The organism is Mycobacterium shunyiense, assembly GCF_058270035.1.
Map to the genome: position 1 here is coordinate 361,678 of NZ_JBZDPT010000040.1, position 26,685 is coordinate 388,362.

Genomic DNA, 26,685 nt, shown 5'->3' on the forward strand with positions numbered 1-26,685 from the left:
CCCTAAACTGGGGGCATGACCGCGAGCGCTCGGGTCGGCGAGTTCGAGGAGTTGCGGCCACATCTGCTTGCCGTGGCCTATCGCCTCACCGGAACCTTCGCCGATGCCGAGGACATCGTCCAGGACGCGTGGATCCGCTGGGAATCCAACCAGACCACGATCGCCGACCTGCGGGCCTGGCTGACCACTGTGGTGAGCCGGCTGGGTCTGGACCGGCTGCGCTCGGCTGCCCACCGCCGTGAGGCCTATTACGGGGAATGGCTGCCGGAGCCTGTCGTGACCGGGCTCGACGCCAACGACCCGCTCAACGCGGTGGTGGCCGGGGAAGACGCCCGGTTCGCCGCGATGGTGGTGTTGGAGCGGCTCACCCCGGATCAGCGTGTGGCGTTCGTGTTGCACGACGGGTTCGGCCTGCCCTTCAGCGAGATCGCCGGCGTGCTCGGTGTCAGCGATGCCTCGGCCCGCCAGTTGGCTTCGCGGGCGCGCCGCGCGGTGTCCGACAATCCGCCTGCTTCGTCGCCCGACGACCTGCACAATCAGGTCGCTGGCGAGCTGATGGCCGCCCTGGCGTCGGGGGAGCTCGATGCCGTCGTCCGGCTGCTGCATCCCGACGTCACGTTCACCGGTGATTCGAACCGTCGTGCCCCGACCGCTGCCCGCGTCATCCACGGGCCGGACAAGGTGGCCCGGTTCATCCTCGGTCTGTCCAAGAAGTATGGCCCGAACTGGTTGGCAGGCAGTCAATTTGCGCTCGTCAACGGCCAGCTGGGGGTCTACACGGCAGGCGCTCCCGCCGGTGACGGCTACCCCGAGATGATGCCGCGGGTGACGATCTTCACCGTTCGCGACGGCTTGGTCTGTGCGGTCTGGGACATCGCCAACCCTGACAAGTTCACCGGATCGCCCCTGCGAGGTGCTCAATGATGCCGAACGAACCGGGCACCTTGGCCCACACATTGAGCCGAATGATGTTCCGTGGCATGGACAAGATGCGCCATCGCGACGCCTTCGACATCGGCGCACCGACCGGATCGGACTTCACCGGGTTTGAGGACTACCGCCAGATCGTGTTGGTGACCTTCAGGCGATCAGGTGAGGCGATGCCCAGCCCGATCAACCACGGTGTGGCCGGCGGCAAGATCTATGTGCGCACAGATCCGTCGACCGGGAAGGTCAAGCGAATCCGCCACAACCCGAAAGTCCTTGTGGTCGCGAGCAATCTGCGCGGGAAGCCCAGTGGGCCCGTCGTTGCCGGCGTGGCGCGCATTTTGCCCGAGGCCGAACACGCCCACGCCGAGGCGGTCATCGCCGCCAACTGGAGTGCTCCGATGAAGGTGTTCGAACGCAGCCTCGACTACGGCAGTCAACTGGCCGGGGTACCCACGGCTTACATCGAGATCACGCCCGCGGAGGCGTGACGCTCACAGGACGTAGGGGATCAACGCCTTGCGATCGGTGGGGTACTCGGGGAACTTCTCCTGGTACCAGCCGTGGGTGCCCAGCGCCCGGGGAACCAGGTTGCCTGCAGTGATCAGCAGGATCGCGACGCCGGGTAGGGCCCAGGTCAGTAGCGCGAACCCGGACCAGGCGATGATCTCGCCCAGATATGCCGGGCTGGTGACGAATCGGAAGCCGCCGCCGAACGGGATCCGGTACTCGGCAACGCCGGGGTTGTTCTTCTCACGCAGGTTTCGCACGATCGACTCGGAGTTGACCAACAGCGCGAACCCGCACAGGTAGATCACCAACCCCACCAGGAATCGCGGGTCGGTCAACCACGCGGTGGTGTACTGCCCGAAGAAGTCATGGCTGAACAGGGTCCCGTTGAGGTAGCCGTGCATCGATGTGACCAGCATGCCCATCACGATCACCGAGACGTTGAAGGTGCCGCGCTTGCCTGGCATCTGGCGGATCGCCAGCGGGAAGAACCAGCCCCGGTTGGCGTAGTGCAGCATCCAGATTCCGGCCAGTACCAGGGACGTCGGCTCGAACCGGTTGGGCCCGGCCAGGTAGCTGATCAAGAACACCACGGTCGCGGGGATCTCCATCAGCCACCAGCCGAGCTTCGGGTTCAGGTTGAGGCCGAGTTTCGTTGTCGAGAAACGTCCGTACGAGCTCTGCGCGAAGAAGCCGCCGATGATCACGAACACGGCGAATGCGAAGGCCGCGGTCAGCACGGTGTCGTAGAACGTGTTGCCGGTGTACCAGTGCATGGGCGCTCCTCGCTGAGCAGGTGGTTTCAGCAGCGGGGGCCACTGTTTCTGTAACGTGTTCTACCACCTGGCCGCATCTTGGAGCCAGCCCCCCGACGTTCACTCCGGAGTCACTGCTCCCCGCGCTCACTCCGCCCAAGGCACCCGGCACGCATCGCCGGAGTTGAAGCCCTGCTCGGTGATGCCCAGCGCCGCGTACATCCGCGACCGCATGTTCTCTACTCCGATCTGATAGGTCAGCTCGATCACGCCGTCGTCGCCGAACCGGCGTTGCAGATCGGCCACCTGCTCGTCGGTGACGGTGTGCGGGTCGGTGGTCATCGCGTTCGCATAGGCGATCGCGGCGCGCTCGTCGTCGGTGAACAGCGGCGAGGTGGCGTAGTCGTCGATCGACTTGAGCCGTTCCACGTCGAGGTTCTCCAACCGCATCAGCATGGAGCCGAAGTCCACGCACCACGAGCAGCCGACGGTGCGGGCGGTCCAGAACACCGCGAGCTCGCGAACGGTGGCGGGCAGTTTCTTGGAGCCGCCCTGCAGCAGCATCTCGTGGACACCGTTGGCGACCAACAGACGCGGATGGTGAGCGGCCACCGCGAACGGCTCAGGCACCTCACCGAACTGGCGCTTGGCGTACCAATACATGGCGCGGGTCAGCAGGCCGGCTTGTTTGGGGGTTACAGCGGGGATTCGTGTCTTCGTCTCGGTCATATCCGTTAGACGAGATGGCCCCGGAATGTGTGACAGGCGAGCCTGAGCTTATGTGTGAGTTTTCGCTGGAATCTCGCACACAAGCTCAGGTTCGGCGGGCGTAGCCCGGCGGTCAGAGTGGGGTGAGGAGTTCCCACGGCTTGACGCCGAGGAGACGGGCAAGGTGCCCCTGCATCTGGACGCCGGCAGGCAGCGGGCGCCACCATATCGTCACCTCGGCGATCCTGCCGTCGGCGTCGAGCCGGAAGCAGTCCATACCGTCGACCATCGCGTCGTCGACCTGGAGCCGGAAGTGCGCGGCGTGGTGTGTCGTTCCGCTGAGGACTTCCTTGTAGGTGAGGTCGGCGGCCACCGCGCTGACGGTCTGGATGGCTTCCAGCACTGCCTCGCGGCCGGTGACCGGCTCATCGCCGAGCGGGCCGTACAGCACCACGTCCTCGGCGAGAATCGCGGAAAGAGCGTCTTTGTCGGCGCCGCCGTGCATGCAGTCGACGAACGCCTCCACGGTGTCGCGGTGTGCGGCGAATGTGGTCATGGTCGCTCCTCAGATCACCGTCGTGCCGCCGTCGACCACCAGTTCCATGCCGTTGACATAGCTCGAGTCGTCGGAGGCGAGGAACAATGCGGCCGAAGCGATCTCCGTTGGGTCGCCCATCTCTCGCCGTGGGATCACGGACTCGAACTGCGCCTTCATCTCCTCGTCCATCACCTCCGCCAACATCGGCGAGGCGACCTGGCCGGGGGTCAGCACGTTCACCCGGATCTTCCGGTCCCTCAACTCCGACACCCACACCCGTGCGTAGGCGGGCAGCACGGCCTTGCTTCCCGCGTAGACACTCCAATTTGGGTAGCCCCGCAGCGATGCGTTCGACCCGGTCATGAAGATCGAGCCGCCATCGTTGAACAGCGGCAGCGCCTTCTGGACCGTGAACAGGGTGCCGCGCGCGTTCAGCCAGAAAGCGTCGTGAAAGTCCTCCTCGGTGATGTCACCGAGCCTGCTCTGCTTGCCCACCCCGGCGCTCGCCCACAACACGTCGATCGCGCCCTTCTCCCGCTTGACCGTGTCGAACAAGTGGTCCATATCGTCGAGGTCGGCGGAATCACCCTGTACGCCAGTCGCATTCCGCCCGATCTGTTCGACGGCTTCGTCCAGTGCATCCTTCCGCCGCCCCGAGATGAAGACGTGGGCTCCCTCGTCGGCGAACAACTTGGCACCGGCCAGTGCCATCCCACTCGTCGCGCCGGTGATCACCGCGACCTTGCCATCAAGTTTTCCCACGATCGCTCCATCTCTCCGAGACTGCCGATGTTAGGTACACCGATCTGAGTGCTTAACTTAATGGAAGGCGATGTCGAGCGCAAGCTATGCACACCGATCGGTACCCGATTGGGCTACGCTGGGCATATGACGGAGCTGGAGAAGGGGCCGCGAGGCCTGCGCCGCGGCAGGGGCGCACGAGAGCGCATCCTCGGCGCGTCACGACAACTGTTCCGCGATCAAGGCATCAACAGCACCGGCATGGACGAGCTCTGCGCGGTGGCCCAGGTGTCCAAGCGCACCTTCTACCAGCACTTCACCAGCAAGGACGAGCTGATCGCCGAACATCTACGCCGTTTCGATCCCGACGTCCTGCCCGAGGTGTTCGACCGCACCGACCTCACCCCCCGCGAACGGCTACTGGCCGTCTTCGATATCCACGCGCCCCTGTGCCCGTTCATCGCGGCGGCTGTCGAAATCAACGACCCGGGCCACCCGGCACGCCTCCACGCCCGCGACTATAAGTTGGCCTTTGCCGCGCGGCTCGTCGAAACCGCCCGCGAGGCCGGTGTCACCAACCCCGAACAGCTCGGCGAACAGCTGGCGCTGCTCCTGGATGGCGCGTCGGCCCGCAACCGGGTCCTCAATACCGAAACCTTCGCCACCGCAGCCGCTATCGCAGCCGTTCTGATCGACAAGGCCATCCCGGCGGCAGCGCCAACGTCCGGCGTGGGCGAGAACTAGCCGCCTCAGCGGGGCGGGTCGTCGTCCTCGGTCAGGTGCTGCAGGATTCGTTCGTTGAGGTCGGCGAGCATGTCGAGCTCGGTTGGGGTGAACAGGTCGATGAAGTTGCGGCGGACATCCTGCACGTGGCCGGGTGCAGCCTGCTCGATGGTGGCGCGGCCGGCCGGCAGCAGGCAGACCATGGTGCTGCGGGCGTCGTCGGGGTTGGGTTCGCGGTTGATCAGGCCGTCCTTCTGCATACGCCGCAACTGGTGGGAGAGGCGGCTCTTCTCCCAGTTCAGGGCATTGCAGAGGGCGTGTGCGGGCATGCGGTCTCCGTCGAGGGCCGAGAGTGCCGCGAGGACCTCGTAGTCGGCTCCGGACAGTCCCGATTCCTGTAGGCGTCGGCTCAGGTGGGCTTCGATCTGTTGATGGGCGTGTATGAACGCTCGCCAGGCGCGGTCTTCGCGAGGGTTCAGCCAGTTCGGCTCCATGGGCCTTGATGTTACCGCGATTGGTTGACGCATCATCAAAATCCGGCTTAATGTTGACACGTCAACCTTTTTGATCGTCAATCACGATGGGACACCTCATGAGCAGCATCAGCATCATCGGCCTGGGAAACATGGCCCGCGCCTTCGCGGACCGGGCGCTCGCCGGCGGCAACGCCGTCGAGATCATCGGCCGCGACCCGGTGAAAGCGAAGGAATTGGCTGCCGAACTCGACGGCGCCACAGTAGGGATGGCCGGCAATGGCCCGACGGGGGACATCGTCGTCCTCGCTGTGCCGTATGCCAGCGCGGCGGCGGTGGTCAGCGAGTACGCGGATGCCCTGCGCGGCAAGGTCATCGTCGACATCACCAACCCTGTCGCGGCCGACATGACGGGCTTCGTCACCCCCGACGGCAGTTCCGGCGCGCAGGAGATCGCCAAGGCTGTCCCCGCCGGCGCGCACGTCGTCAAAGCGTTCAACACCCTGTTCTCCAACGTTCTGTCCGACGGCCGCCCGGTGGACGTCTTCATCGCCGGCGACGACGCGCAGGCCAAGGCGCGCGTGTCGGCGTTCATCGAGAGCCTGGGGCTGCGTCCGCTGGACGCCGGGCCGCTGCTGATGGCGCGGGCCCTGGAGAGCGCGGGCCTGCTGGAGATAAGCCTCGTCAACCACTCCGTCGGGCACACCAACTTCTTCCTCGGCGTCAACGCCCTCAACTGATCTGCCGCTACCCTGAAAAGGACAGTCACATGCGTGTTTTCGTCACTGGCGGGACCGGTCATTCCGGTACGCACATCATTCCCGAGCTCATCGCGGCCGGGCACGAGGTCACCGGGCTGGCTCGATCCGACACGGCTGCGGCGGCCGTGTCCGCACTCGGCGCGAAGGTGCGTCGCGGCAGCCTCGAGGACCTCGACGGGCTCAAGGAGGCGGCCGCGGACTCCGACGGCGTCATCCACGTCGCGCACCGGCAAGATCTGCTGCCCGCCGGCGGGATCGACGCGGTGACCGCCGCGGAGGTCCCGGTCATCCACGCCTACGGGGAGGCACTCGCGGGAACCGGAAAGCCGTTGGTCGCGGCGGGCAGTATTGCCTCGTCGTCATTCGGGAAGCTGGGGCGCCCGGCCACCGAGGAGGACCCGGCCCTGCCCGCCGGGCAGGAGTACTCGGGCACCCTGCGATTCCGTAACGCCGTGGAACTCGCCGTAATCGGACTCGCCGAGCGGGGAGTGCGGTCGTCGATCGTGCGGTTTCCCACCATCGCGCACGACACGACCGACACTGCCGGGTTCCTCCCCGGCCTGATCGCACTTGCGAAGGCGAAGGGTTTCGCTGCTTACCCCGGCGATGGCGCGAATCTGTGGAATGCGGTGCACATCAGCGATATCGCCACCCTGTTCCGGTTGGCGCTGGAGAAGGGTCCGGCCGGCAGCTACTGGCACGCGGTCGAGGACGAGGGAATCGCGTTCCGCGACATCGCCGAGGCCATCGGCAGCCGTCTGGGCCTGCCCACCGTGAGTGTGCCGGTGGACGCACTGATGCTGCCGGGATACTTCGGCATGTTCACGAATCTGGTCACGATGAACCTTCCGGCCTCCAACCTCATCACCCGCCAGGCCCTGGGCTGGGAACCCGCTCAGCCCAAACTGCTCGCCGACTTGGACAACGGCCACTACTTCTCGGAGATAAGAAGATCTGTTGCCCACCAATGAATTTCGCCCGATGCCACGAGGAGTATCCGTGACCACATTCGCCCCGCACCGCGACACCTTGGCGTCCTTCGTCGACTGTATCAACGGCGGCGCAGACGAAGACGCCCTCAGCGGTCTGCTGGCCGAGGATGTGGTGCTGTACGGCCCGTTCGGCGATGAGCCGATCACCGGCCGCGAGGTCGCGGTGGGAACCATCAAGGCCGTCAACGGACTCGCGTCCGATGACACCTACATGGAGGTGCTCAGCGGCGACACCCACCACGCCGCGCACTTCCGCCTACAAGTCGGAGACGCTGCAGTCAACGGGGTATTTCTCGTCCTGCTCGACGCGGACGGCAAGATCGCCGAGGTCAACATCTTCTACCGCACGCTGCCGGCCGGTGTTGCGCTGCAACGGAACCTGGCGGAGGTCATCGGCATGCAGCCCTGGGAGTTACGCACGATCGGGGAGTAGCGCCGAACGCGGTTCGGTGCGCGGGGAACCGGCGATGAGCCCTCGGCGTCGTAACTACATGCCGTTTCTGGGTTCCGAGGCGCTGGCGTCCGGCAAGCTCAACCGGTACCAGCTGCGCACTCGGTACGACGCGGTGTACAGGGGCGTTTACGTCCCGCGGGGCACCAACCTCACTCCGGAAGACAAGGCAGTGGCGGCCTGGCTCTGGTCGGGCCGGCGCGCGACGGTGGCAGCCCTGTCAGCCGCTGCGCTGCACCGTTCGGAATGGATCGACGCCAAACACCCCGCCGAACTCAACCAACCCAGCCAGCACAAGACCGCTGGCATCGTGTTGCACAGTGATGCTCTCGCCGACGATGAGATCTGCCTGGTGCGCGGCATCAAGACCACAACTCCCCACAGAACGGCCTTCGACCTCGGCCGTCGGCGTGGACTCACGACAGCTGTGATTCGTGTGGATGCGCTGCTACAGGCCACTTCCCTGAAGATCTCGGAAGTGCACCCGCTTGTGTTGCGGCACAAGGGGATGCGCGGTCTCGTTCAGCTCCGCGAGGTGCTCGACCTCGCCGATGACGGTGCGGAATCGCCACAGGAGACCCGGCTGCGTCTGCTGTACACGGAGGCAGGCATGCGTCCATCGCACACTCAGATCAACGTCTTCGATGAGTACACCTTCATCGGCCGTATCGACATGGGCTGGCCGAGGTGGAAGGTCGGGGTTCAATACGACGGGATCCAGCACTGGACCGATCCGCGACAACGCACCAAGGACATCGACCAGGACGCGCAGTATCGCGAACTTGGCTGGCGGCTGGTCCGGGTCGGGGCTGACTTGCTGAAGAATCGTCCTCGCGCAGTGATCGACCGCACCCGCCACGCGTTGCAGGCGGCCGGCGCTCCCTACTGACGAAACTGAGCTTGTGTTCGAGATTCTCGCGAAATCTCGTACACAAGCTCAGACTCGGGAAAAGAGAAACCTAGCGCGCGAACATCAGAGCGCGCTTGACCTCCTGGATCGCCTGGGTCACCTGGATGCCACGAGGGCAGGCCTCGGTGCAGTTGAACGTGGTGCGGCAGCGCCACACACCGTCGACCTCGTTGAGGATGTCCAGCCGCTCGGCGGCCGCCTCGTCACGCGAATCGAAGATGAACCGGTGCGCGTTGACGATCGCGGCCGGGCCGAAGTACGACCCTTCGCTCCAGTACACCGGGCAGCTGGTGGTGCAGCACGCACACAGGATGCACTTGGTGGTGTCGTCGTAGCGGGCCCGGTCGGTGGCGCTCTGGATGCGCTCCTTGGTGGGCGGGTTACCACTGGTGATCAGGTACGGCTTCACGGCGCGGTAGGCGTCGAAGAACGGCTCCATGTCCACCACGAGGTCCTTCTCCACGGGCAGGCCGCGGATCGGCTCGATGGTGATGGTGAGCTGCTTGCTCGCCTTCTTGGGCAGCAGGTCACGCATGAGCACCTTGCAGGCCAGCCGGTTCACACCGTTGATCCGCATGGCATCCGAGCCGCACACACCGTGGGCGCAGGAGCGTCGGAAGGTCAGCGTGCCGTCCAGGTAGCCCTTTACGTACAGCAGCAGGTTGAGCAGCCGGTCCGAGGGCAGGCACGGAACCCGGAAGCTCTGCCAGCCTGCGGCGTCGGGGTCCTCGGGGTTGAACCGGGCGATCTTGAGGGTGACCATGACCGCGCCCTCGGGGACCGGGGGCAGCGGCGGATCGCCGGCTTCGGGCTTGTCGATGACAGGTGCACTCACGGTCAGTACTTCCTTTCCATCGGCTCGTACCGGGTCTGGACCACGGGCTTGTAGTCCAGCCGGATGTCGGACAGCAGCTCGCTGCCCTCCTTGTAGGCCATGGTGTGGCGCATGTAGTTGGTGTCGTCGCGGTCGGGGTAATCCTCACGCGCGTGCCCGCCGCGGGATTCCTTGCGGTTTAGCGCACCGACCACGGTGACCTCGGCCAGCTCCAGCAGGAAGCCCAGCTCGATCGCCTCGAGCAGGTCGCTGTTGTAGCGCTTGCCCTTGTCGTGCACGGTGATTCGGCTGTACCGCTCCTTGAGTGCATGGATGTCGGTCAGCGCCTGCTTGAGCGTCTCCTCGGTGCGGAACACCGCGGCGTTGTTGTCCATCGACTGCTGCAGGGCAGTGCGGATGTCGGCGACGCGCTCGTTGCCATGCTCGGAGAGGATGTCGCCGACCCAGCCGACCACCATGTCCGCCGGGTTCTCCGGCAGGTCGACGTGGTTGTGGTTGGCGGCGTACTCGGCGGCGGCGATCCCGGCGCGACGGCCGAACACGTTGATGTCCAGCAGCGAGTTGGTGCCAAGGCGGTTGGCGCCGTGCACCGACACGCACGCACATTCACCGGCGGCGTACAGGCCCGGGATGACGTTGGTGTTGTCGCGCAGCACCTGGCCGTGGATCGTGGTCGGGATACCGCCCATGACGTAGTGGCAGGTCGGGTACACCGGCACCAGTTCGGTCACCGGGTCCACACCCAGGTAGGTGCGGGCGAACTCGGTGATGTCCGGCAGCTTGGCTTCCAGCACTTCCTCGCCGAGGTGGCGCACGTCGATGTAAACGTAGTCCTTGTTCGGTCCGGCGCCTCGGCCTTCGAGCACCTCGAGCACCATCGAACGGGCGACGATGTCACGCGGCGCAAGGTCGACGATCGTCGGCGCGTAGCGCTCCATGAACCGCTCGCCCTCGCCGTTGAGCAACCGGCCGCCCTCGCCGCGCACGGCTTCGGAGATCAGGATGCCCAGGCCGGCCAGGCCGGTCGGGTGGAACTGGTGAAATTCCATGTCTTCCAAGGGAAGTCCCTTGCGGAAGATGATGCCCAGGCCGTCACCGGTCAGCGTGTGGGCGTTGGAGGTGGTCTTGTACATCCGGCCCGAACCGCCGGTGGCGAAGACGACCGCCTTGGCGTGGAAGATGTGGATGTCGCCGGTCGCCAGCTCGTAGGCGATGACGCCGGTGGCCACCGGGCCCGTCGGGGTGTCGGTCAGCGCGATGTCCAGTGCGTAGAACTCGTTGAAGAACTCCACGTCGTGCTTGACGCAGTTTTGGTACAGCGTCTGCAGGATCATGTGGCCGGTGCGGTCGGCGGCGTAACAGGCCCGGCGCACCGGGGCCTTGCCGTGATCGCGGGTGTGCCCGCCGAACCGGCGCTGGTCGATGCGGCCCTCGGGCGTCCGGTTGAACGGCATGCCCATCTTCTCGAGGTCCAGCACCGCGTCGATGGCCTCCTTGGCCATGATCTCGACGGCGTCCTGGTCAGCGAGGTAATCGCCGCCCTTGACGGTGTCGAAGGTGTGCCATTCCCAGTTGTCCTCTTCGACGTTGGCCAATGCGGCGCACATGCCGCCCTGGGCCGCGCCGGTGTGGGACCGGGTCGGGTACAGCTTGGTGAGCACTGCGGTACGGACGCGCGGGCCGGCCTCGACGGCAGCGCGCATGCCGGCGCCGCCGGCGCCGACGATGACGACGTCGTAGCGGTGTTCCTGAATCATTGGTTAACCCCCAATATTCGGGTCGAAGGTGACCAGGACGTAGGTACCCAGAACCAACGTGAACCCTGTCGCCAGCAGCAGCAGCGAATTCAGGTAGAACTTCGTGACGTTCTTACGGGCATAGTCGCCGATGATGGTGCGCAGGCCGTTGGCCCCGTGGATCATCGCGAGCCACAGCAGGGCCATGTCCCAGATCTGCCAGAACGGGGAGGCCCAGCGCTGTGCGACGTAGTTGAAGTCGATGCGGTACACGCCGTCCTGCCACATCAGCATGATGAACAGGTGGCCGAGCGCGAGGAACACCAGCGCCAGGCCGGAGAACCGCATGAACAGCCAGGCGTACTTCTCGAAGTAGGGGATACCGCGGGGGCGACGGGGTGCGCGCGGGTGGTCCAGCGCGGCCGGCCGGTCGTGCTCGCGTTCCATCACCGGCGCCGGACGGCCCAACCGCGACTCGCCCGCTCCTGGCGCGCTCACAGGAACCGCTCCGCCATGTGCATACCGAGAACTCCTAGTGCTGCGATGAGGACCACGGCAAAGACGCCGACGGCGACCGCGAGCATCTGCCGCTGGTAGCGGGGACCCTGCTGCCAGAAGTCGATGAGGATGACGCGGATGCCGTTCAGTGCGTGGAAGAGCACTGCGGCGACCAGGCCCATCTCCATCAGGCCGACGATGGGCGTCTTGTACGTCTCGATGACCTCGTTGTAGGCCTGCGGGCTCACCCGGACCAGCGCGGTATCAAGGACATGTACAAACAGGAAGAAGAAAATCGTGGCACCGGTAATACGGTGTAGTACCCAGGACCACATTCCCGGGTCACCCTTGTACAGGGTGCGCCGACGGGTTTTCCTGGGTTGCGGAGCCGGCACCTCCGTCTGAGTACTCATCTCGCCCTCCAACGTCTTCGGTGGACGTTCGGGACCTGCCTGTGAATTAGCCCCAAACCTCGGGGCGACTCTAAACCCATTTGTGCTGGCGAAGGAATTACGGTTGAGCCGTTCTACCGCAAAAAAGCGAGAAAGTTAGGCTTACCTATCTTACTGTGCGGGTCGGGAATTGGGGTTTCGGAATGCATTCAGAACCTTTGCCGGGAGTGGTCGCATGACGGTCGATGTCGACTGGAACCTGTTGCGTTACAAGGCGATCGAGGCTTCATCCCACGCCTACGCGCCCTATTCGGGATTCCCGGTGGGAGCCGCCGCGCTCGTCGACGACGGCCGCGTCGTGACCGGATGCAATGTGGAGAATGTCTCATATGGCCTAGGTCTCTGTGCCGAGTGTGCTGTGGCCTGCGCCCTGCATTCCGGAGGCGGCGGAAGGCTCGTCGCACTGGCGTGTGTGGGCCCCGACGGGGGCGCGTTGATGCCCTGTGGACGTTGTCGGCAGGTACTGCTCGAGCACGGCGGCCCCGAGTTGCTCATCGACCATTCTCAGGGCCCGCGGCCGCTGCGGGAGCTACTGCCCGACGCGTTCGGGCCCGACGACCTGGAGCGCAGGTAAGGCCAAGTGGTCCAACAACTCCGGGTTACTGGCGAGTAGGTTGACGGCCATGTCGCATCTCGACGCCCCCACCGTCATCCGGACCAAACGTGACGGCGGTGTGCTGTCCGACGCCGCGATCGATTGGGTGATCGACGGCTACACCCACGGACAGGTCGCCGACGAACAGATGTCGGCGCTACTGATGGCGATCTTCTTACGCGGGATGAACCCGGACGAGACCACCCGCTGGACCGCCGCCATGATCAATTCCGGGGACCGGTTCGACTTCTCTGATCTCCGCCGTGCGGCCGCGCCGAGCCGCCCACTGGCCCTGGTCGACAAGCACTCCACGGGCGGGGTGGGGGACAAGATCACCATTCCGCTGCTGCCGGTGGTGATGGCCTGTGGCGCAGCCGTGCCGCAGGCCTCCGGGCGCGGGCTCGGGCATACCGGCGGCACGCTCGACAAGCTCGAGGCGATTCAGGGATTCACCGCCGAGCTGTCGAAAGACCGGATCCGGCAACAACTTCGGGACATCGGTGCGGCGGTGTTCGCCGCAGGCGAGCTGGCGCCGGCCGATCGCAAGATCTACGCATTGCGCGACATCACCTCGACGGTCGACTCACTGCCGCTGATCGCGAGTTCCATCATGAGCAAGAAGCTGGCCGAAGGGGCGCGGTCGCTGGTGCTCGACGTCAAGGTGGGGCGCGGGGCGTTCATGAAGGTCGAGTCCGAGGCGCGGGCGCTGGCCGCCACCATGGTCGACCTCGGCAATGCCAACGGGGTGCCGACCCGGGCCCTTCTCACCGACATGAACTGCCCGCTGGGCCGGACCGTCGGCAACTCCGTGGAGGTCGGCGAATCGCTGGAGGTCCTGGCCGGCGGCGGGCCGTCCGACGTGGTCGCGCTGACGCTGGCGCTCGCGACCGAGATGCTCGATGCGGCCGGTATCGGTGACTCCGATCCGGCCGAGACCCTGCGGGACGGCAGTGCGATGGATTGCTTCCGTGCGCTGGTGGCGGCCCAGGGCGGGGATCTCACCCGCCCGCTACCGATCGGGACGGCTACGGAGACCGTGACGGCCCCGCACGGCGGCATCATGGGCGATCTCGACGCCATGGGGGTGGCGCTGGCGGCGTGGCGGTTGGGCGCCGGCCGTGCCCAGCCGGGCGAACCGGTGCAGTTCGGCGCCGGCGTGCGGATCCACCGCAAGCCGGGGGAGCCGGTCGCCGCAGGCGAGGCGCTGTTCACCTTGTACACCGAAACGCCCGAGCGGCTGCGGGGTGCTCTTGCTGAGCTCGACGGCGCCTGGACGGTCGGCGACACCGCGCCCATGCAGCGACCCCTGATCATCGACCGGATCGGCTGACGCGGCGCCAATCGGCAGACACTCACGAATAGGCCGCTATTGGTCTGATCGTCACCCGCCACGGCCCGGTTTCGGCGGCGCGGCGGCGCCGCTGACGCGCATGATGGGGGCATGAGTACGCCGCTGAGTCTGGACAAGATCCAGCACGCTCCCAAGGCCCTGCTGCACGACCACCTCGACGGCGGCCTGAGGCCTGCCACGGTGCTCGACCTGGCCGACCAGCTCGGCTATGACGACCTGCCGGCCACCGAGGTCGACGAGCTGGCCACGTTCTTCCGCACCGCCGCGCACAGCGGCTCGTTGGTGCGCTACCTGGAGCCGTTCGCCCACACCGTCGGGGTCATGCAGACTCCGGAGGCGTTGCACCGCGTCGCCTACGAGTGCGTCGAGGACCTCGCCGCCGACAACGTCGTCTACGCCGAGATCCGGTTCGCCCCCGAACTGCACATCGACCGCGGCCTGTCTCTCGACGAGGTGGTCGACGCCGTGCTGGCCGGCTTCGCCGACGGCGAGAAGGCGGCCGCGGCCGAGGGGCGGACCATCACCGTGCGCTGCCTGGTCACTGCGATGCGTCACGCTGCTCGCTCCCGGGAGATCGCCGAACTGGCAATCCGCTTCCGCGACAAGGGCGTTGTCGGTTTCGACATCGCGGGGGCGGAGGCAGGGTACCCGCCCACCCGGCACCTCGACGCGTTCGAATACATGCGAGGAAACAACGCGCGCTTCACAATTCATGCCGGTGAGGCGTTCGGCTTGCCGTCCATCCATGAGGCCATCGCATTCTGCGGGGCTGACCGGCTGGGCCACGGGGTGCGCATCGTCGATGACATCACCGAGTTCGACGACGGTACCCAGCATCTGGGCCGGCTCGCATCCATCCTGCGGGACAAGCGAATTCCGCTGGAGATGTGCCCCAGCAGCAACGTACAGACCGGGGCGGCGCCCAGCATCGCCGAGCATCCGTTCGACCGGCTGGCACGGCTGCGGTTCCGCGTCACCGTCAATACCGACAACCGGCTGATGAGCGACACCACCATGAGCCAGGAGATGCTGCGCCTGGTCGAGGCCTTCGGCTACGGCTGGAGCGACCTGGAGCGGTTCACCATCAATGCGATGAAGTCGGCCTTCATCCCCTTCGATGAACGGCTCGCCATCATCGACGAAGTCATCAAACCCCGGTACGCGGTCCTGGTCGGCTGAGTCACCGCGTCGGGCAAATTCTCCCCACCGAAAATTTCCACTGGAAACGCTGTAACGGCAGCGTTTACGGCTGCGACAATCCAGCAGGCCCGACGCAAGATCGTGCCCGGATCAACAAGGAGACCCCATGGCCCGACCCCTCACCACGGTGTTGTCCGGCGCAGTGCTGGCAACGGCGGCGGTGTTCCTTCCGGTTGTCGCGGTACCGACCGCCGGCGCCGACGTCTGCGCCGGAGCGGACGGACGCCATTTCGCCGCCGGAGGTTGCACCAACATCGCCGGCGATGTTGCTACCGGCGCGGCCATCGCGGCCGCACATGTCCCCTACGTACCGGGCGAAGCCCCGTGCTACACCGTCGAAGGCGTTCCCTACTTCACCCCTCCCGGCGATCCCTGCTGAGAAAGACAATTTCGACTGGCGCGGTAGTGGATCTGCCGCGCCAGTGCCAGTTTCGACTCGATCAGGAGTGATGGATGAAGTATTTGTCGTTCGGACTGACCGCCCTGCTGCTTGCGGCCGTGGTCAGCTGTGGTGGGTCCAAGGAGTCGACCGGTGCGGCGCCGACACCGGAGACGGTGCGCCAGATCGTCAAGGAGGCTTACATATACGGCTTCCCGATGGTCGATTCGTATCGCATCCAGCACGCCTATTTCGTCGACCAGGCCAACTCCCAGTACAAGGGTGACTGGAACCAGACGCACAGCATTGCGCGGGTGTTCACGCCCGAGGACACCACGATCCAGACGCCCAACTCCGATACTCCCTACACGATGTTGGGCGCTGACCTACGCGCAGAACCGTTGGTGCTCACCGTGCCGCCGATCGAGGCAGGCCGGTACTACTCGCTGCAGTTCATCGACAGCTACACCTATAACTTCGCCTACGTCGGCAGTCGCGCCACCGGGAACGGCGGCGGCAAGTACCTGCTGGCCGGCCCGAGTTGGAAGGGCGACAAGCCCGCCGGCATCACCGAGGTGATCCGCTCCGACACCGATTTCGCGTTGGTCATCTACCGCACTCAGCTGTTCGATCCGAAGGACATCGACAACGTCAAGAAGATCCAGGCCGGCTATACCGTCGAGCCGCTCTCGGCCTTCGCCAAGCAGCCCGCACCGACCGCTCCTGCGGTCGACTTCATCGCGCCGCTGACCCCCGACGAGCAGAAGACGTCGCCCAAGTTCTTCCAGATCCTCAACTTTCTTCTGAAGTATGCGCCAGAAGTGCCTTCCGAGAAGGAACTTCGGGCTCGCTTCGCCACCATCGGAATCGGCCCCGACGGCGACTTCAACCCCGACACCATGAGCAAGGAAACCCTGCAAGCCGTGCAGGACGGGATGGCCGACGCCTGGGCCGAGGTCAACACCTTCAAGAAAGACAAGCTGGATTCCGGCCAGGTGACGTCGGCCGATCTGTTCGGCACGCGGGAAGCGTTGAAGGACAACTACCTCTACCGCATGGCTGCCGCGGTGCTGGGCATCTACGGCAACACCGCGCAGGAGGCCATCTACCCGGTGCTGGCCGTCGACTCGACCGGGGCACCGTTGGCCGGAAACAACAACTACACCGTGCGGTTCGCGCCCGGGCAGTTGCCGCCGGTCAACTCCTTCTGGTCGACGACGATGTACAAGATGCCGCAGAGCCTGTTGGTGGCCAACCCGATCAACCGGTACCTCATCAATTCGCCGATGCTGCCGAGCCTGGTCAAAGATCCCGACGGTGGTGTCACGATCTACGTGCAGAATCAGTCGCCCGGCGCGGAGAAAGAGGCGAACTGGCTGCCGGCGCCGGACGGACCGTTCCAGATGATCCTGCGGTTGTACTGGCCCAAGGAGGCGGCGCTCAACGGCACCTGGCAGCCGCCGAAGGTCACCAAACACTGACCGTCGCCGGACAGGTCAGCCGCGCAACACCCCACGGAGTACGTCGGCGAAAGCCCTTGGCGCAGCCATGAATCCACCATGGTCGCCGGGGAATTTCACCGGACGCACGCCCAGCAGGTCGGCCAGTGCCATGGTGGTCCGCTTCGTCAACAGGCGCCCGGACTCCTCACCGAGTCCCAGCACGACCCGTCCGTTCTTCAGCGCGGCGACATCGGGCAGGTAGCGGGTGGTGCCCCGGAGTTCGTGGTTGAAGAAGTGGTCCGTGTCGCGCAGTTCCTGATCGCTCGGCGCGGGCATCTCCGGTGCCCCGGGCGGTACGTCGAAGCCGGCGTTGGCCATGAACTTGCCCCAGCCCGCGAACATCCCGTCGCGGTTGAACGTCGCGATGATGTCGTCGGTCGCGGCGCGTTGCGCGGCGGCATCGGGTAGCAACTCCAGCAGCGGAGGTTCGTGCGCGACGAGGATGCGCACCCGGCCGGGGTGACGGGCCACCAATGACAGACCCGTCACCGCACCGCCGGACGAGCCGAACACGTCAGCGGAGTCGGCGCCCAGATCATCGAGGATCGCAGCGACGTCGTCAGCCCGGCGCTCCGGGATGGAGTTCTCGGTCGGATCGTCGAGGCAGCTGCGCGCGACGCCGCGCGGATCGGCCGTCACCACTGTGCGGTCACCGGCCAGCGCGTGGGCCAGCGGCGCGAATTCGGCGGCGGCCATCGGCGCACCGAGGATCAGCAACAGCGGGCCCTCGCCGCGCACCTCGTAGTGCAGGCGCGCGCCGGGAACCTCGACGGTGTGCGTGGAAAGGCTGGTCGATGCGGTCATGAGTGATCTGACCGCCGGCGCGGCCAGAACTCATCGGCTCGGGGGCTACTCCGCCCGCAGGCGCGACTCCACAAAACGCTCCAACGCGTCCCACTGCTCGACGGCCTGGGCGTACGGCCCGTCGGGCTTGCGGGCGCCCTCGTCGCCGAGCACATAGCTCACGAACTTGCCGAGGGCCTTGGTCTCGGCGAGCGTCTCATCGACGGTCTTGTCCTCGGAGTAGTCGCTGACATCGCGCAGCAGCTCGACGGCCAACTCCAGCTGGTCGTGGTCGACCGCGTCGGGTCCGTCGGCAATGTCGTCGGAGATGCCCGACAAGACGTAGACGTTCTCCTCTGCGACCTCGACCCGCAGGGAGCCATCGGTGGCGGCGGTCCTGATGTCGTCATAGGTGGCCAGGTCGGACAGGTCGTGGTCGTGCTCGTCGGCCAGGTAGCGAGCAAGGGCCCGCTCGGAGCTGAACACGCTGATGCGACCGTTGCGGCCGAGGAAGACCGGATCGTCGTCGAGGTAGCAGCGCAAGGTGTAGACGGTTCCCGAGCCGGTCATGATGCGCACCGGGTCGATACCGACCTTGTGCCAGAAGTCCTCGTCGTCGCCCAGGACAGCGGTGTCGGCAACGCTGCGCGCGGGCTCCGCGTCCTCGTCGTCTTCGTCGTCGCCCTCGGAATCTTCGGTGTCAGCGTCGACGGCGAGGTCGTCCTCGTCCTCCTCAGGGGCGTCTTCCTCGAGCTCGGCCTCGGCCTTCTTGACCGCGGCTTCGTCGATGTCTTCGGGAACGGTGACGATCTCGTCGATGGCGTCGAGCACGCCGTCCCAGCCCCGCGCGATCACGGCTTCGATCTCGGCCCAACGCTTGCGCCCGGAGCGGCCGGTGAAGCCTTCCAACCCACCACCGACGGTGCCGAGCACCGGGTTGCCGTTGAAGAACTTGCTGATGGCCGCCAGTTCACACACCGAGCCGATCGAGGACACCACCACCAGCGTGCGGTGCACCGTCGCGACGGACTCTTCGGTCGGCTTGTCGGCGACCAGGTCCGGCAGCCCGACGATGTCGTATTCACGGTCGTCGGCCGGCTGCAGCTTGTGGGCGTTGGCTGCGGTCAGCTTCTCCCACGCCGGGTGGTCGGCGAGATCGTTGTCGGTGTTGGTGCGGACGAAAGCCGCGAGGTCAGCGACCGATTCGAAGGCGAACAGGGCGTCACCCTCGCCGAGGAAGGCCTCCCACTCGTCACCGGCATCCCGCCAACGCGGAGCCCACAGTGTGTAGAGGTCGCCCTTGGTCAGCCCGAGCCTGATCGGCACGATGTCAGCAGCCATGCGGCACAGCCTAATGGGACGCCTCTGACGCCAGTCAGGTTGTCTCCCGTTCGGGGACCGGTTCGGGTGGTATCACACCGTGGGGCGCCAGAACCCCTGAAAGCCCTGCCCGGCATTCGTCGTTCGGACGGGCGAGAGTTTGACCGGGTCGCCCGCCTCGATCATCGTGTTCTCGCCGACGATCATGGCGACATGGCCGTCCCATACCGCCAGGTCACCCGGGCGCAGGGTCCCCGCCGAGACCGCCTTGCCGATGTCCTGCTCCTGGGCCAGCCGCGGAATGTCCAGCCCGGCTTCGTGATAGGCCCATTGAGTCAGCCCGCTGCAGTCCAGTCCGACGCCCGGTGTCGTGCCGCCCCACCGGTAGGGAACCCCGAGCTGTGTCAGCGCATGTCGCACGGCGCTGGCTGCCACGGCATTGGGGGCTACCGCGGTACTGCCGTCGGGCAGCCGCACCGCCACGCCGTCGCCGAACATCCCCGGGTCACGGAGCCCGGCCGGCGCTTCGGAGCGATCGACACCCGATGCCGCCGGTAGGTCTGCGGCGCCACCCCAGCTGCCCAGCGGTGTGCCTCCCGAGAACCCCGCGCCGGAGAACCCGGCCTCCGTAGGCCCGGCGCCTGGGAATCCCGCCCCTGAGAATCCCGACCCTGGGAATCCCGACGACGTCGGGGCACCGGCCGGGAGCCCCGTCGAGCCCGCGTGCATCCCGGCGGTGACCGCGCCGGCGTGACCGTCCAGTTCAGCGCGCAGTTCGTCGACGACGGCCGACGCCTCAGCGACCGCGCGCCGCGCCTCGGCCTGCAGCTCCTGAGCCACACCGGGTTCGTCGAGATGGGGGATCAACAATGCGGCGCGATCCTCGAAGCGGTCGATGATCGCCTGCAGTCGCGACCTCGCCTCCGCCACGGCTGAGCCCGCACGCCGGGCAGCAGCGCTCAGTACCTGAGCCTGCGCGGCCAGCTCGGTCACCTCCGCCGCGGTACCTGCGGCGAAGTTGGCGGCCGCTGTTGCCGCCGTACCCGACCAGTCGCCGGCGGCGCGTTCCCACGATCGGCCGAGTGCCGCGGCGATATCCGACAATGCGGAATGCGCCGCGTCCAGCGTCGTCACGGTGGGCCCGGTTTCCGGCGGGCCACTGCCCACCAGGTCACGCAGCGCATACAGCGGCGTGGCCAGCGCGGCGGCGGACGCGGGCACGGGCTATACCCGCGGCAACAGTGCGGCCGCCCGCTGACCAGCGGCGTCGTAGCCGGCGGCGGTGGCCCCGGCGCTGACGGCACCCGCGTCGGCCCGGGCACTCAGCGCCGCCACCGCGTCGACGTGGGCGCTGACGGATGCGGCGAACGCGGCTACGAATCGTTCGCCGATCGGGCCGAGGGCGCCTGCCGGTGACGGCATCGACCGCAGGGTTGCCGCCACCGCGCTGAGATCGGCGGCGTGTGCGTCGAAGGCGCCGCCGAGGGCGTGGATGCCCGTCAGGTCGGCGCGCAGGGGGTCGGCGGTCATGTGGTTAGGACGTCCGCCGCCGCTGATCGGTTCCGCGTGATTCGCGCCGCGTTCGGGTGGTCGTGCTCCCGCGTCGTTTCCCACGCCAGGGTTGTTGGTGCGCCGGGGTGGCTGCCCTGGTGTGGAAATCGGCGTACGCCCGGCTGCCCGGCCCGCCGTTCCGGTGCTTGCCCGCTCAGATGGCAGTACCACCGCCGTCGGCATGCAACACCGAGCCGGTGATGAATGCCGCCCGCGGCGAACTCAGGAACAGCACCGCGTGGGCGATCTCCTCCGGGGTTGCCGTGCGTCCCAGGGGCAGGGCGCGGCCGAGTTCCTCGTTGGTGTCGCCCCATTGAGCCGCGACGCCTTCGGTGCGGGTGGGCCCCGGCGCGACACTGTTGACTCGCACTCCGCCGGAACCGAATTCGGCGGCCCAGGTGCGGGTCAGCGATTCGACGGCGGCCTTGGAAGCACTGTAGGTCGAGGCACCTGGCACGCCCTTGGACGCGACCATCGAGGTGACGTTGACGATGCTGCCGCGGCCGCGTTCGAGCATGCCGCCCACCAGCTGTGCGACGAGGAAATAGGTGCCCCGCACGTTGGTGTCGAAAGTCCGCTCGAAGGAGGCGACATCCTGTTCGACGGTGAGTGCTCCGGGGAACGCCGCGGCGTTGTTGACCAGGATGTCGAGCTCGCCGCATTGCTGTGCGAGAGATCGCACCGAGTCGAGGTCGGCGAGGTCGGCGCTGACGAACCGGACGTCCCCACCGAGCGTGGCCGCGGCGTCGCGTCCCCGTTGTTCATCTCGCCCGGTGATGGTCACCGCCGCGCCGGCTCGGGCCAGCAGGTCGGCACAGGCCAGGCCGATGCCCGCGGTGCCGCCGGTGACCAGTGCGCGATAGCCGTTGAGTTCTGTCGATCCGGATTCCATGGTGTCCTCTCGTTGTTCGTCACGCGACATTTCGGGTGCCGCCGTGTTCGTGGGTGATCCAGCGGTCGTCTGCGACATCGGCGAGTGTGGCCCGCAGGCGTTCGCGGCTGCGGGCGATGCGTGACATGACGGTTCCCAGCGGGATTCCCATGCGTGCAGCGACCTCGGCATATGTGCAGCCCTCGATGTCGGCGTAGTACAACACCGTTCGGAAACCCTCGGGCAGTGCCTGCAACGCATCACGGATCCGGTCGTCGCAGAACAGGTCGAGCGCAAGGTCCTCGGCGGAGCGCTGGACGGTCGTGGAATGGGTTGCGCTGCCGAACATGTCGCTATCGGTGAACTCGGGGACGGCGAACGTGTCGGGACGACGTTGCTTCATGCGGTGCGTGCTGATCCACCGGTTGTGCAGGATGCGGAACAGCCACGCACGGAGATTGGTGCCCGGTTCGAACCGGTGGAAACCGGTGTAGGCATTCATCAATGTGTCTTGGACCAGGTCCTCGGCGTCGGCCTGGCTGTGCGTCAGGCGCCGCGCGGTGCGCAGCAGGACGGAGTGAAATGGCATGGCGTCGCGCACGAACCGAGCCGCCAGTTGCGCGTCAGAGTCGGCTACTGACGTGATATCGGCTGACGGGGCGGTTACGACTCTCGTCATGATCAGAACTCCAGCGTTTGAGAACAAGAACGAATGTGTCCTCAGCCTGGTTCGCGAAAGCTCGTAGCGGACCCTTGAGAATCCGTGGTCCTCGTAGTCCGTGGGGTGGACACCGGATAGACATGCACGCCGACGGCGCCGACCGTTAAGGTCAGCGCATGGATGTGCGCGTCGTCGACCACCCCCTGGCCGCCGCGCGGCTGACCACCCTGCGGGACGAGCGGACCGACAACGCAGGGTTCCGTGCGGCGCTGCGCGATCTGACGATGATGCTGGTGTACGAGGCGACCCGGGACGCTCCCTGCGAGCAGATCGCGGTGCGCACCCCGGTGACCGATACCACCGGGTCGCGGTTGGCCAATCCGCCGCTGTTGGTGCCGGTGCTGCGGGCGGGGCTCGGGATGGTCGACCAGGCGCACGCTCTGATCCCGGAGGCACAGGTCGGGTTCGTCGGGATGGCGCGCGATGAGTCGACGCACCAGCCCACGCCCTACCTGGCGTCGCTGCCCGACGACCTGAGTACGCGGTCGGTGTTCGTGCTCGACCCGATGCTGGCGACGGGCGGATCGATGGCCTACACCCTCAACCTGCTGAAAGAGCGCAACGCCGACGACATCACCGCGGTGTGTGTGGTGTGTGCTCCGCAGGGGATCGCCGCGCTGGAGAAGGTCGCCCCCGAGATCCGGTTGATCACCGCGACCATCGACGAGGGCCTCAACGAGATCGCCTACATCGTCCCGGGGCTCGGCGACGCCGGGGACCGTCAGTTCGGCCCGCGCTAAGGCCGCTCAGGCTCGGTCGCGGTCAGGTACGGCCGGGACAACACCAGCGCCGCCGCGGTGGCCAGCATGAGCACATACACCGGCAGCAGATGGATGAAGGTCGTGTACCCGATCGCGTAGTGCACGGCCAGCGCAGGCAACGTGCCCGTCACGAACCCGATCAACAACGACCACCACACCCAGCGCTCGCCGCGGCGGAATCCCCACAGCGCGATCAATGCGATCGCAAGCCCGGAACCGATCAGAGCCCCACCGAATCCGGCCCGGTCGTGGGCGATGAAGCCGAGCAGTTGCGGTTCGGCGGCCCGCAGCGTCGCACCGTGGGTGTGCAGGTAGCCCAGGTCGGTGCTGACGAACACGTCGGTCAGCCCGACGAACGAGATGGTCGCCCCGGCGACGGCGAGCCCGGCGCCGAGTCCGATGAACAGCAACTGTCCCCACAACGCGCGCCGGCGCTGTGATTCCGGGCCGTCCGGCAGCGACCGCCATTGTGGCGGGTCGGGTTTGTTCCAGACCGCGGCCAGCAGCATCGGGAACAGCGTCACGACCACCAGCGTGTGCAGGGGATCGACGAACCCTGTCCCGACGAAGTAGAACAGCGTGAGGAACGCGACGAGGCCCGAGATGAGCAGGGCCGTGCGCGCCCATGCCAAGCCGCGCCTGATTCCACCCCAGGACAGACCGGCGTACAGCATGCCGAGGCCGATCATGTTGCCCGCCATACTGATCCGATCATGTTGGATGAAATGCACCAGGTTGTCGTTGATCTGGCGCAGGTCATCCACCCCGAGACCGAGATAGGAACGGTCATAACTGAGCAACACCGGACCGAGCGTGATGGCGCCGGCACCGGCACCCGCCACCATCAATCCGAGTCCGGCCAGCACACCCCACAGCCAGCCCGGCCAGCGAAACGGGTTGAGCCCGGCATCGGCCAGGCTCGGCGGCGGCGCCGATGTCTGCGAGGCCGCCTCGATCACGCGGTTGAACCAGCCGGGCCCGGTCGCGAGCAGTACGCTCGGCCTGGCCAGCACGATGGCGTCCGGATCCTGCAGCGCCGCAACGGCGGTCGTGACGTCAGGATCCGACAGGTAGCGATCCTCACCGGCTGCACCGACGACTACCTGGTCCACGTCAGTAGCGAGTAGGTCGGCGACCTCGGTGGAATCGACGCGCGCGACGACACGGCAGCGCCGACCCGTGGCGGCTCGACGTACGGTTTCGACGTCAGCGGCGGTCACGGGCGCGATCTCGATGATGCCGGCACCCTGGACCGGCAACACCAGTACGGCGTCGCGCGCCACCGACGGCGGGACCACCGCCCCGAAGCGGCCTATCCACTCCGGCGGGACCGGCGGGTGATCGAAAACCTTTGGGATCCAGCGATACCCGCCGGCCTCGACCAGCATGGCCAGAAACCGCAGCGCCCAGCGCTGGGTGCGATGTTCCCCGAGGACGGCGGACGCGATCGGGCCAAGCGGTTGATAAGTCCAGTCCGGCATTACGTATCCGGCTACCAGCGCGCAGCGGCGTCGGCGAGGTCCTGGCTCAGCTTCTGAGCGTGGGCCCGTGCGGTATCCAGATCATCGGTCGGTGCACAACGAACTTCGGTGTAGGACTTGAGTTTCGGCTCGGTTCCCGATGGACGTACCACCACGCGGACCGAGGTGCCGGCGTCATCACCGGTGAAGATCAGGGCATCGGTGCGTTGTTGTCCACGCCGCTCCAGCAGATCTTCGACGGTGACGGCGATCCCGGCCAGTTCGGTCGGCGGGGCCTCGCGCAATCGGGCCATGGCTGTTTCGGCGTCGTCGACGTGGCGCGTGACCGCGCCCGTCACGTGCACGCCGTGCGCCTTGGCCAGCGCATCCAGGGCGTCGAGCATGCTGCGCCCCTGAGCGCGTAGTGCGGCCGTCAGATCAGCGGCCAGGATGGCCGCGCTGATCCCGTCCTTGTCGCGTACCGAGGCCGGGTCGACACAATGCCCGATCGCCTCCTCGTAGGCGTAGACCAGGGTGTTACCGGGTGACTGGGCGCGGGCCAACCACTTGAATCCGGTGAGGGTTTCCGCGTGCTGGGCACCGTGCGCCGCCGCGATGGCGGCCAGCATCCGCGAAGACACCACGGTGCTGGCGACCAGGGCAGCTTCGCTCACCGGGCCGGGCTCGAGCTGAGACAAGATGTAATCGCCGAGCAGCCAGCCGGTTTCGTCACCGGTGAGCATCCGCCAGCCGTCTGGGCCCGGCACCCCGACGGCGCACCGATCGGCATCGGGGTCAAGGGCTATCGCGATCTCGGCGTCGATGTCGTCAGCCAGGGCGAGTAGCGCGTCGACCGCACCCGGCTCCTCGGGATTGGGGAAGCTGACCGTGGGGAAGTCCGGGTCGGGCGCGAACTGTTCCTCGACCACGTGCACGTCGTCGAATCCGGCCAGGGCCAGGGCGTCAAGCGCGTACTCGCCACCGACTCCGTGCAGGGGCGTCAGCGCCACCCGCACCGAACCTGTGCTGCGACGGACCCGGGCGGCCCGCTCCAGGTATCCGTAGACCTGATGGCGCCCACCGGTTTCCACGGGAGATCGGCGGATTTCATCTGCGTACGGCGCCCGAGCCACCGCTGCCTCGATCTCACGGTCGGCAGGGGAGATGATCTGCATGCCACCGTCGAGAAACACTTTGTAGCCGTTGTCGGTCGGCGGATTGTGCGACGCGGTGATCTGGATGCCGGCAACGGCAGGCAGGTGCCGAACGGTGTAGGCGACGATCGGTGTGGGGACTGCGGCCATCATGAGGACAACCTGGAAACCCTCGGCGGCAAGGACTTCGGCGGCCGCCAGAGCGAACTCGTCGGAACGGTGCCGAGCATCGCGGCCCACCACCACGTGCGACCCGCCCAGGCATCTGTCCTTCAGGACCTGGGCCAGTGCCCAGGTGGTACGGATGACGACGGCCAGGTTCATGGCATCGGGCCCGCCCCGCAACGGTCCGCGCAGCCCGGCGGTGCCGAAGGTCAACGGATTGCTGAACCGGCGGTCGAGTTCTTCGGGAGTGCAAGAGGACAATTCGGCCGCGGTTTGAGGGTCGGGGTCATGCGCGATCCATTCGGCGGCGGCGGTCGCGATGGTGGTCATGACCCAAGTGTGCCCGCAGCGGCGTCGGAGTACGCCAGCTTGCGCAGGACCGGTGCCACCAGCATCAGCAGATCGAACTCCAGATCGGTGAGGTTCTCCCGCATCGTGGCGTGCAGCCAGGCATCGCGTTCGTCGCGGTCGGCCTGCAGCAACGCAGCTCCTGCCGAGGTGATCTCGATGAGCTGACGGCGGCGGTCGTTCTCGTCGGGACGTCGCGCGATCAGCCCACGGCGCACCAGTTCGTTGATGCTGTCGGTCAGTGACTGGGCCCGCACATGCAGCCGCGCGCCCATCTCGGCCGGGGTGGTGGTTCCGCTGCGGCTCGCCTCGCCCAGCAGCTCCAGCTGGCTCAACGTCAGGCCGTGATCCGGACGGTGCCGCCGCATCTGCCGGGTCACCGCCATCATCGACTCGCGCAGGTCAGTCGCCGATGTTGCCGCCATGAGAAGGTTATACCTTGGTATTCGACGCGATTGAAGCATTTGAATACCATTACACCGTGAATATTGCGAAGGTATCCCTTACTATCTCG

General features: G+C 66.6%; 30 protein-coding genes and 1 pseudogene. 13 read left to right on the forward strand and 18 right to left on the reverse strand.

What is annotated here, in order from left to right:
- Positions 1–15: 15 nt before the first annotated feature.
- Positions 16–924, forward strand: a complete 909-nt coding sequence (gene sigJ, locus AC4ELS_RS23065; RefSeq protein ID WP_064879364.1) for a sigma-70 family RNA polymerase sigma factor — start codon at positions 16–18, stop codon at positions 922–924.
- Positions 924–1,418 (forward strand): PPOX class F420-dependent oxidoreductase, encoded by a 495-nt coding sequence (locus AC4ELS_RS23070; protein WP_499049447.1) that lies wholly within the window; start codon positions 924–926, stop codon positions 1,416–1,418. The genes sigJ and AC4ELS_RS23070 overlap by 1 nt, the downstream gene beginning before the upstream one ends.
- Positions 1,419–1,421: 3 nt before the next feature.
- Here the strand turns inward: AC4ELS_RS23070 and AC4ELS_RS23075 are convergent, their stop codons facing one another.
- The 4 genes and pseudogenes from AC4ELS_RS23075 to AC4ELS_RS23090 all read right to left on the reverse strand — a co-directional run bounded on the left by AC4ELS_RS23075 (position 1,422) and on the right by AC4ELS_RS23090 (position 4,200).
- Positions 1,422–2,213: a phosphatidylethanolamine N-methyltransferase family domain-containing protein gene (locus AC4ELS_RS23075; protein WP_064879367.1), complete on the reverse strand. Its 792-nt coding sequence runs from the start codon at positions 2,211–2,213 to the stop codon at positions 1,422–1,424.
- A gap of 126 nt (positions 2,214–2,339) precedes the next feature.
- Positions 2,340–2,954, reverse strand: a pseudogene (locus tag AC4ELS_RS23080) (carboxymuconolactone decarboxylase family protein); the annotation flags it as partial.
- 79 nt (positions 2,955–3,033) lie between these two features.
- A complete protein-coding gene (locus AC4ELS_RS23085) occupies positions 3,034–3,456 on the reverse strand; it encodes a nuclear transport factor 2 family protein (RefSeq protein WP_448448590.1) in 423 nt (140 codons plus the stop codon).
- Between the two features lie 9 nt (positions 3,457–3,465).
- Entirely contained in the window at positions 3,466–4,200 is a 735-nt protein-coding gene (locus AC4ELS_RS23090) for an SDR family NAD(P)-dependent oxidoreductase (protein ID WP_448448591.1), read from the reverse strand.
- Positions 4,201–4,326: 126 nt separating this feature from the next.
- Between AC4ELS_RS23090 and AC4ELS_RS23095 the strand changes: the two genes are divergently transcribed.
- Positions 4,327–4,923 (forward strand): TetR/AcrR family transcriptional regulator, encoded by a 597-nt coding sequence (locus AC4ELS_RS23095; protein WP_448448592.1) that lies wholly within the window; start codon positions 4,327–4,329, stop codon positions 4,921–4,923.
- Between the two features lie 5 nt (positions 4,924–4,928).
- On the opposite strand, the gene AC4ELS_RS23100 is transcribed toward AC4ELS_RS23095, so the two are convergent.
- Complete coding sequence (locus tag AC4ELS_RS23100; RefSeq protein WP_448448593.1) at positions 4,929–5,396, reverse strand: MarR family winged helix-turn-helix transcriptional regulator; 468 nt, start codon at positions 5,394–5,396, stop codon at positions 4,929–4,931.
- Between the two features lie 98 nt (positions 5,397–5,494).
- Here AC4ELS_RS23100 and AC4ELS_RS23105 point away from each other — a divergent pair, with 98 nt between their 5' ends.
- The 4 genes from AC4ELS_RS23105 to AC4ELS_RS23120 are packed head-to-tail and all read left to right on the forward strand — an operon-like array spanning position 5,495 to position 8,468.
- On the forward strand, positions 5,495–6,115 hold the full coding sequence (locus AC4ELS_RS23105; protein ID WP_448448594.1) for an NADPH-dependent F420 reductase: 621 nt from the start codon (positions 5,495–5,497) through the stop codon (positions 6,113–6,115).
- Positions 6,116–6,144: 29 nt separating this feature from the next.
- The gene (locus AC4ELS_RS23110) at positions 6,145–7,107 is read left to right on the forward strand and encodes an SDR family oxidoreductase (protein WP_499049450.1); all 963 of its coding nucleotides are present in this window, start codon (positions 6,145–6,147) and stop codon (positions 7,105–7,107) included.
- Positions 7,108–7,135: 28 nt separating this feature from the next.
- The gene (locus tag AC4ELS_RS23115; protein ID WP_499049452.1) at positions 7,136–7,561 is read left to right on the forward strand and encodes a nuclear transport factor 2-like protein; all 426 of its coding nucleotides are present in this window, start codon (positions 7,136–7,138) and stop codon (positions 7,559–7,561) included.
- Between the two features lie 58 nt (positions 7,562–7,619).
- Complete coding sequence (locus AC4ELS_RS23120; RefSeq protein WP_499049490.1) at positions 7,620–8,468, forward strand: type IV toxin-antitoxin system AbiEi family antitoxin; 849 nt, start codon at positions 7,620–7,622, stop codon at positions 8,466–8,468.
- A gap of 70 nt (positions 8,469–8,538) precedes the next feature.
- Here the strand turns inward: AC4ELS_RS23120 and AC4ELS_RS23125 are convergent, their stop codons facing one another.
- Genes AC4ELS_RS23125 through sdhC form a run of 4 tightly spaced genes read right to left on the reverse strand, consistent with a single transcriptional unit; the run spans position 8,539 to position 11,971 of the window.
- Positions 8,539–9,324 carry a succinate dehydrogenase iron-sulfur subunit gene (locus AC4ELS_RS23125; RefSeq protein WP_064879385.1) on the reverse strand — a complete coding sequence of 262 codons (786 nt, stop codon included), beginning with the start codon at positions 9,322–9,324 and terminating at the stop codon, positions 8,539–8,541.
- A gap of 2 nt (positions 9,325–9,326) precedes the next feature.
- Positions 9,327–11,081, reverse strand: coding sequence for a succinate dehydrogenase flavoprotein subunit (gene sdhA / locus AC4ELS_RS23130; RefSeq protein ID WP_055109597.1), 1,755 nt, complete (start codon positions 11,079–11,081; stop codon positions 9,327–9,329).
- Between the two features lie 3 nt (positions 11,082–11,084).
- Positions 11,085–11,507 (reverse strand): succinate dehydrogenase hydrophobic membrane anchor subunit, encoded by a 423-nt coding sequence (locus AC4ELS_RS23135; RefSeq protein WP_003882378.1) that lies wholly within the window; start codon positions 11,505–11,507, stop codon positions 11,085–11,087.
- A 47-nt stretch (positions 11,508–11,554) separates the two neighbouring features.
- On the reverse strand, positions 11,555–11,971 hold the full coding sequence (gene sdhC / locus AC4ELS_RS23140; RefSeq protein ID WP_082448777.1) for a succinate dehydrogenase, cytochrome b556 subunit: 417 nt from the start codon (positions 11,969–11,971) through the stop codon (positions 11,555–11,557).
- Positions 11,972–12,185: 214 nt separating this feature from the next.
- On the opposite strand from sdhC, the gene AC4ELS_RS23145 reads away from it, so the two are divergent.
- From AC4ELS_RS23145 to AC4ELS_RS23165, 5 genes are all read left to right on the forward strand, one after another.
- Complete coding sequence (locus AC4ELS_RS23145) at positions 12,186–12,584, forward strand: cytidine deaminase (RefSeq protein WP_064879387.1); 399 nt, start codon at positions 12,186–12,188, stop codon at positions 12,582–12,584.
- A 49-nt stretch (positions 12,585–12,633) separates the two neighbouring features.
- On the forward strand, positions 12,634–13,935 hold the full coding sequence (locus AC4ELS_RS23150; RefSeq protein ID WP_499049454.1) for a thymidine phosphorylase: 1,302 nt from the start codon (positions 12,634–12,636) through the stop codon (positions 13,933–13,935).
- A 111-nt stretch (positions 13,936–14,046) separates the two neighbouring features.
- Positions 14,047–15,135 (forward strand): adenosine deaminase, encoded by a 1,089-nt coding sequence (locus AC4ELS_RS23155; protein WP_064879391.1) that lies wholly within the window; start codon positions 14,047–14,049, stop codon positions 15,133–15,135.
- A gap of 127 nt (positions 15,136–15,262) precedes the next feature.
- Entirely contained in the window at positions 15,263–15,535 is a 273-nt protein-coding gene (locus tag AC4ELS_RS23160) for a hypothetical protein (RefSeq protein ID WP_499049456.1), read from the forward strand.
- 74 nt (positions 15,536–15,609) lie between these two features.
- Complete coding sequence (locus AC4ELS_RS23165; RefSeq protein ID WP_499049458.1) at positions 15,610–17,016, forward strand: DUF1254 domain-containing protein; 1,407 nt, start codon at positions 15,610–15,612, stop codon at positions 17,014–17,016.
- Between the two features lie 15 nt (positions 17,017–17,031).
- Here the strand turns inward: AC4ELS_RS23165 and AC4ELS_RS23170 are convergent, their stop codons facing one another.
- From AC4ELS_RS23170 to AC4ELS_RS23195, 6 genes are all read right to left on the reverse strand, one after another.
- Entirely contained in the window at positions 17,032–17,841 is an 810-nt protein-coding gene (locus AC4ELS_RS23170; protein ID WP_499049460.1) for an alpha/beta fold hydrolase, read from the reverse strand.
- Between the two features lie 45 nt (positions 17,842–17,886).
- The gene (gene satS, locus AC4ELS_RS23175; RefSeq protein WP_499049462.1) at positions 17,887–19,161 is read right to left on the reverse strand and encodes a protein export chaperone SatS; all 1,275 of its coding nucleotides are present in this window, start codon (positions 19,159–19,161) and stop codon (positions 17,887–17,889) included.
- 72 nt (positions 19,162–19,233) lie between these two features.
- On the reverse strand, positions 19,234–20,361 hold the full coding sequence (locus tag AC4ELS_RS23180; RefSeq protein WP_498885249.1) for a C40 family peptidase: 1,128 nt from the start codon (positions 20,359–20,361) through the stop codon (positions 19,234–19,236).
- 3 nt (positions 20,362–20,364) lie between these two features.
- A complete protein-coding gene (locus AC4ELS_RS23185; protein ID WP_498885247.1) occupies positions 20,365–20,670 on the reverse strand; it encodes a hypothetical protein in 306 nt (101 codons plus the stop codon).
- 175 nt (positions 20,671–20,845) lie between these two features.
- Positions 20,846–21,583, reverse strand: coding sequence for an SDR family NAD(P)-dependent oxidoreductase (locus AC4ELS_RS23190; RefSeq protein WP_448448606.1), 738 nt, complete (start codon positions 21,581–21,583; stop codon positions 20,846–20,848).
- Between the two features lie 19 nt (positions 21,584–21,602).
- Positions 21,603–22,241, reverse strand: coding sequence for a sigma-70 family RNA polymerase sigma factor (locus AC4ELS_RS23195; protein WP_499049464.1), 639 nt, complete (start codon positions 22,239–22,241; stop codon positions 21,603–21,605).
- Positions 22,242–22,399: 158 nt separating this feature from the next.
- On the opposite strand from AC4ELS_RS23195, the gene upp reads away from it, so the two are divergent.
- On the forward strand, positions 22,400–23,023 hold the full coding sequence (gene upp / locus AC4ELS_RS23200) for a uracil phosphoribosyltransferase (protein WP_064879401.1): 624 nt from the start codon (positions 22,400–22,402) through the stop codon (positions 23,021–23,023).
- On the opposite strand, the gene AC4ELS_RS23205 is transcribed toward upp, so the two are convergent.
- From AC4ELS_RS23205 to AC4ELS_RS23215, 3 genes are read right to left on the reverse strand one after another with little or no spacing between them, the layout of a single operon-like run.
- Complete coding sequence (locus AC4ELS_RS23205; RefSeq protein ID WP_499049466.1) at positions 23,020–24,525, reverse strand: hypothetical protein; 1,506 nt, start codon at positions 24,523–24,525, stop codon at positions 23,020–23,022. The genes upp and AC4ELS_RS23205 overlap by 4 nt on opposite strands.
- An 11-nt stretch (positions 24,526–24,536) precedes the next feature.
- The gene (locus tag AC4ELS_RS23210) at positions 24,537–26,153 is read right to left on the reverse strand and encodes a phospho-sugar mutase (protein WP_448448610.1); all 1,617 of its coding nucleotides are present in this window, start codon (positions 26,151–26,153) and stop codon (positions 24,537–24,539) included.
- A complete protein-coding gene (locus tag AC4ELS_RS23215) occupies positions 26,150–26,596 on the reverse strand; it encodes a MarR family winged helix-turn-helix transcriptional regulator (RefSeq protein WP_499049468.1) in 447 nt (148 codons plus the stop codon). Before AC4ELS_RS23215 ends, AC4ELS_RS23210 begins: the two co-directional genes overlap by 4 nt.
- Positions 26,597–26,685 lie beyond the last annotated feature (89 nt).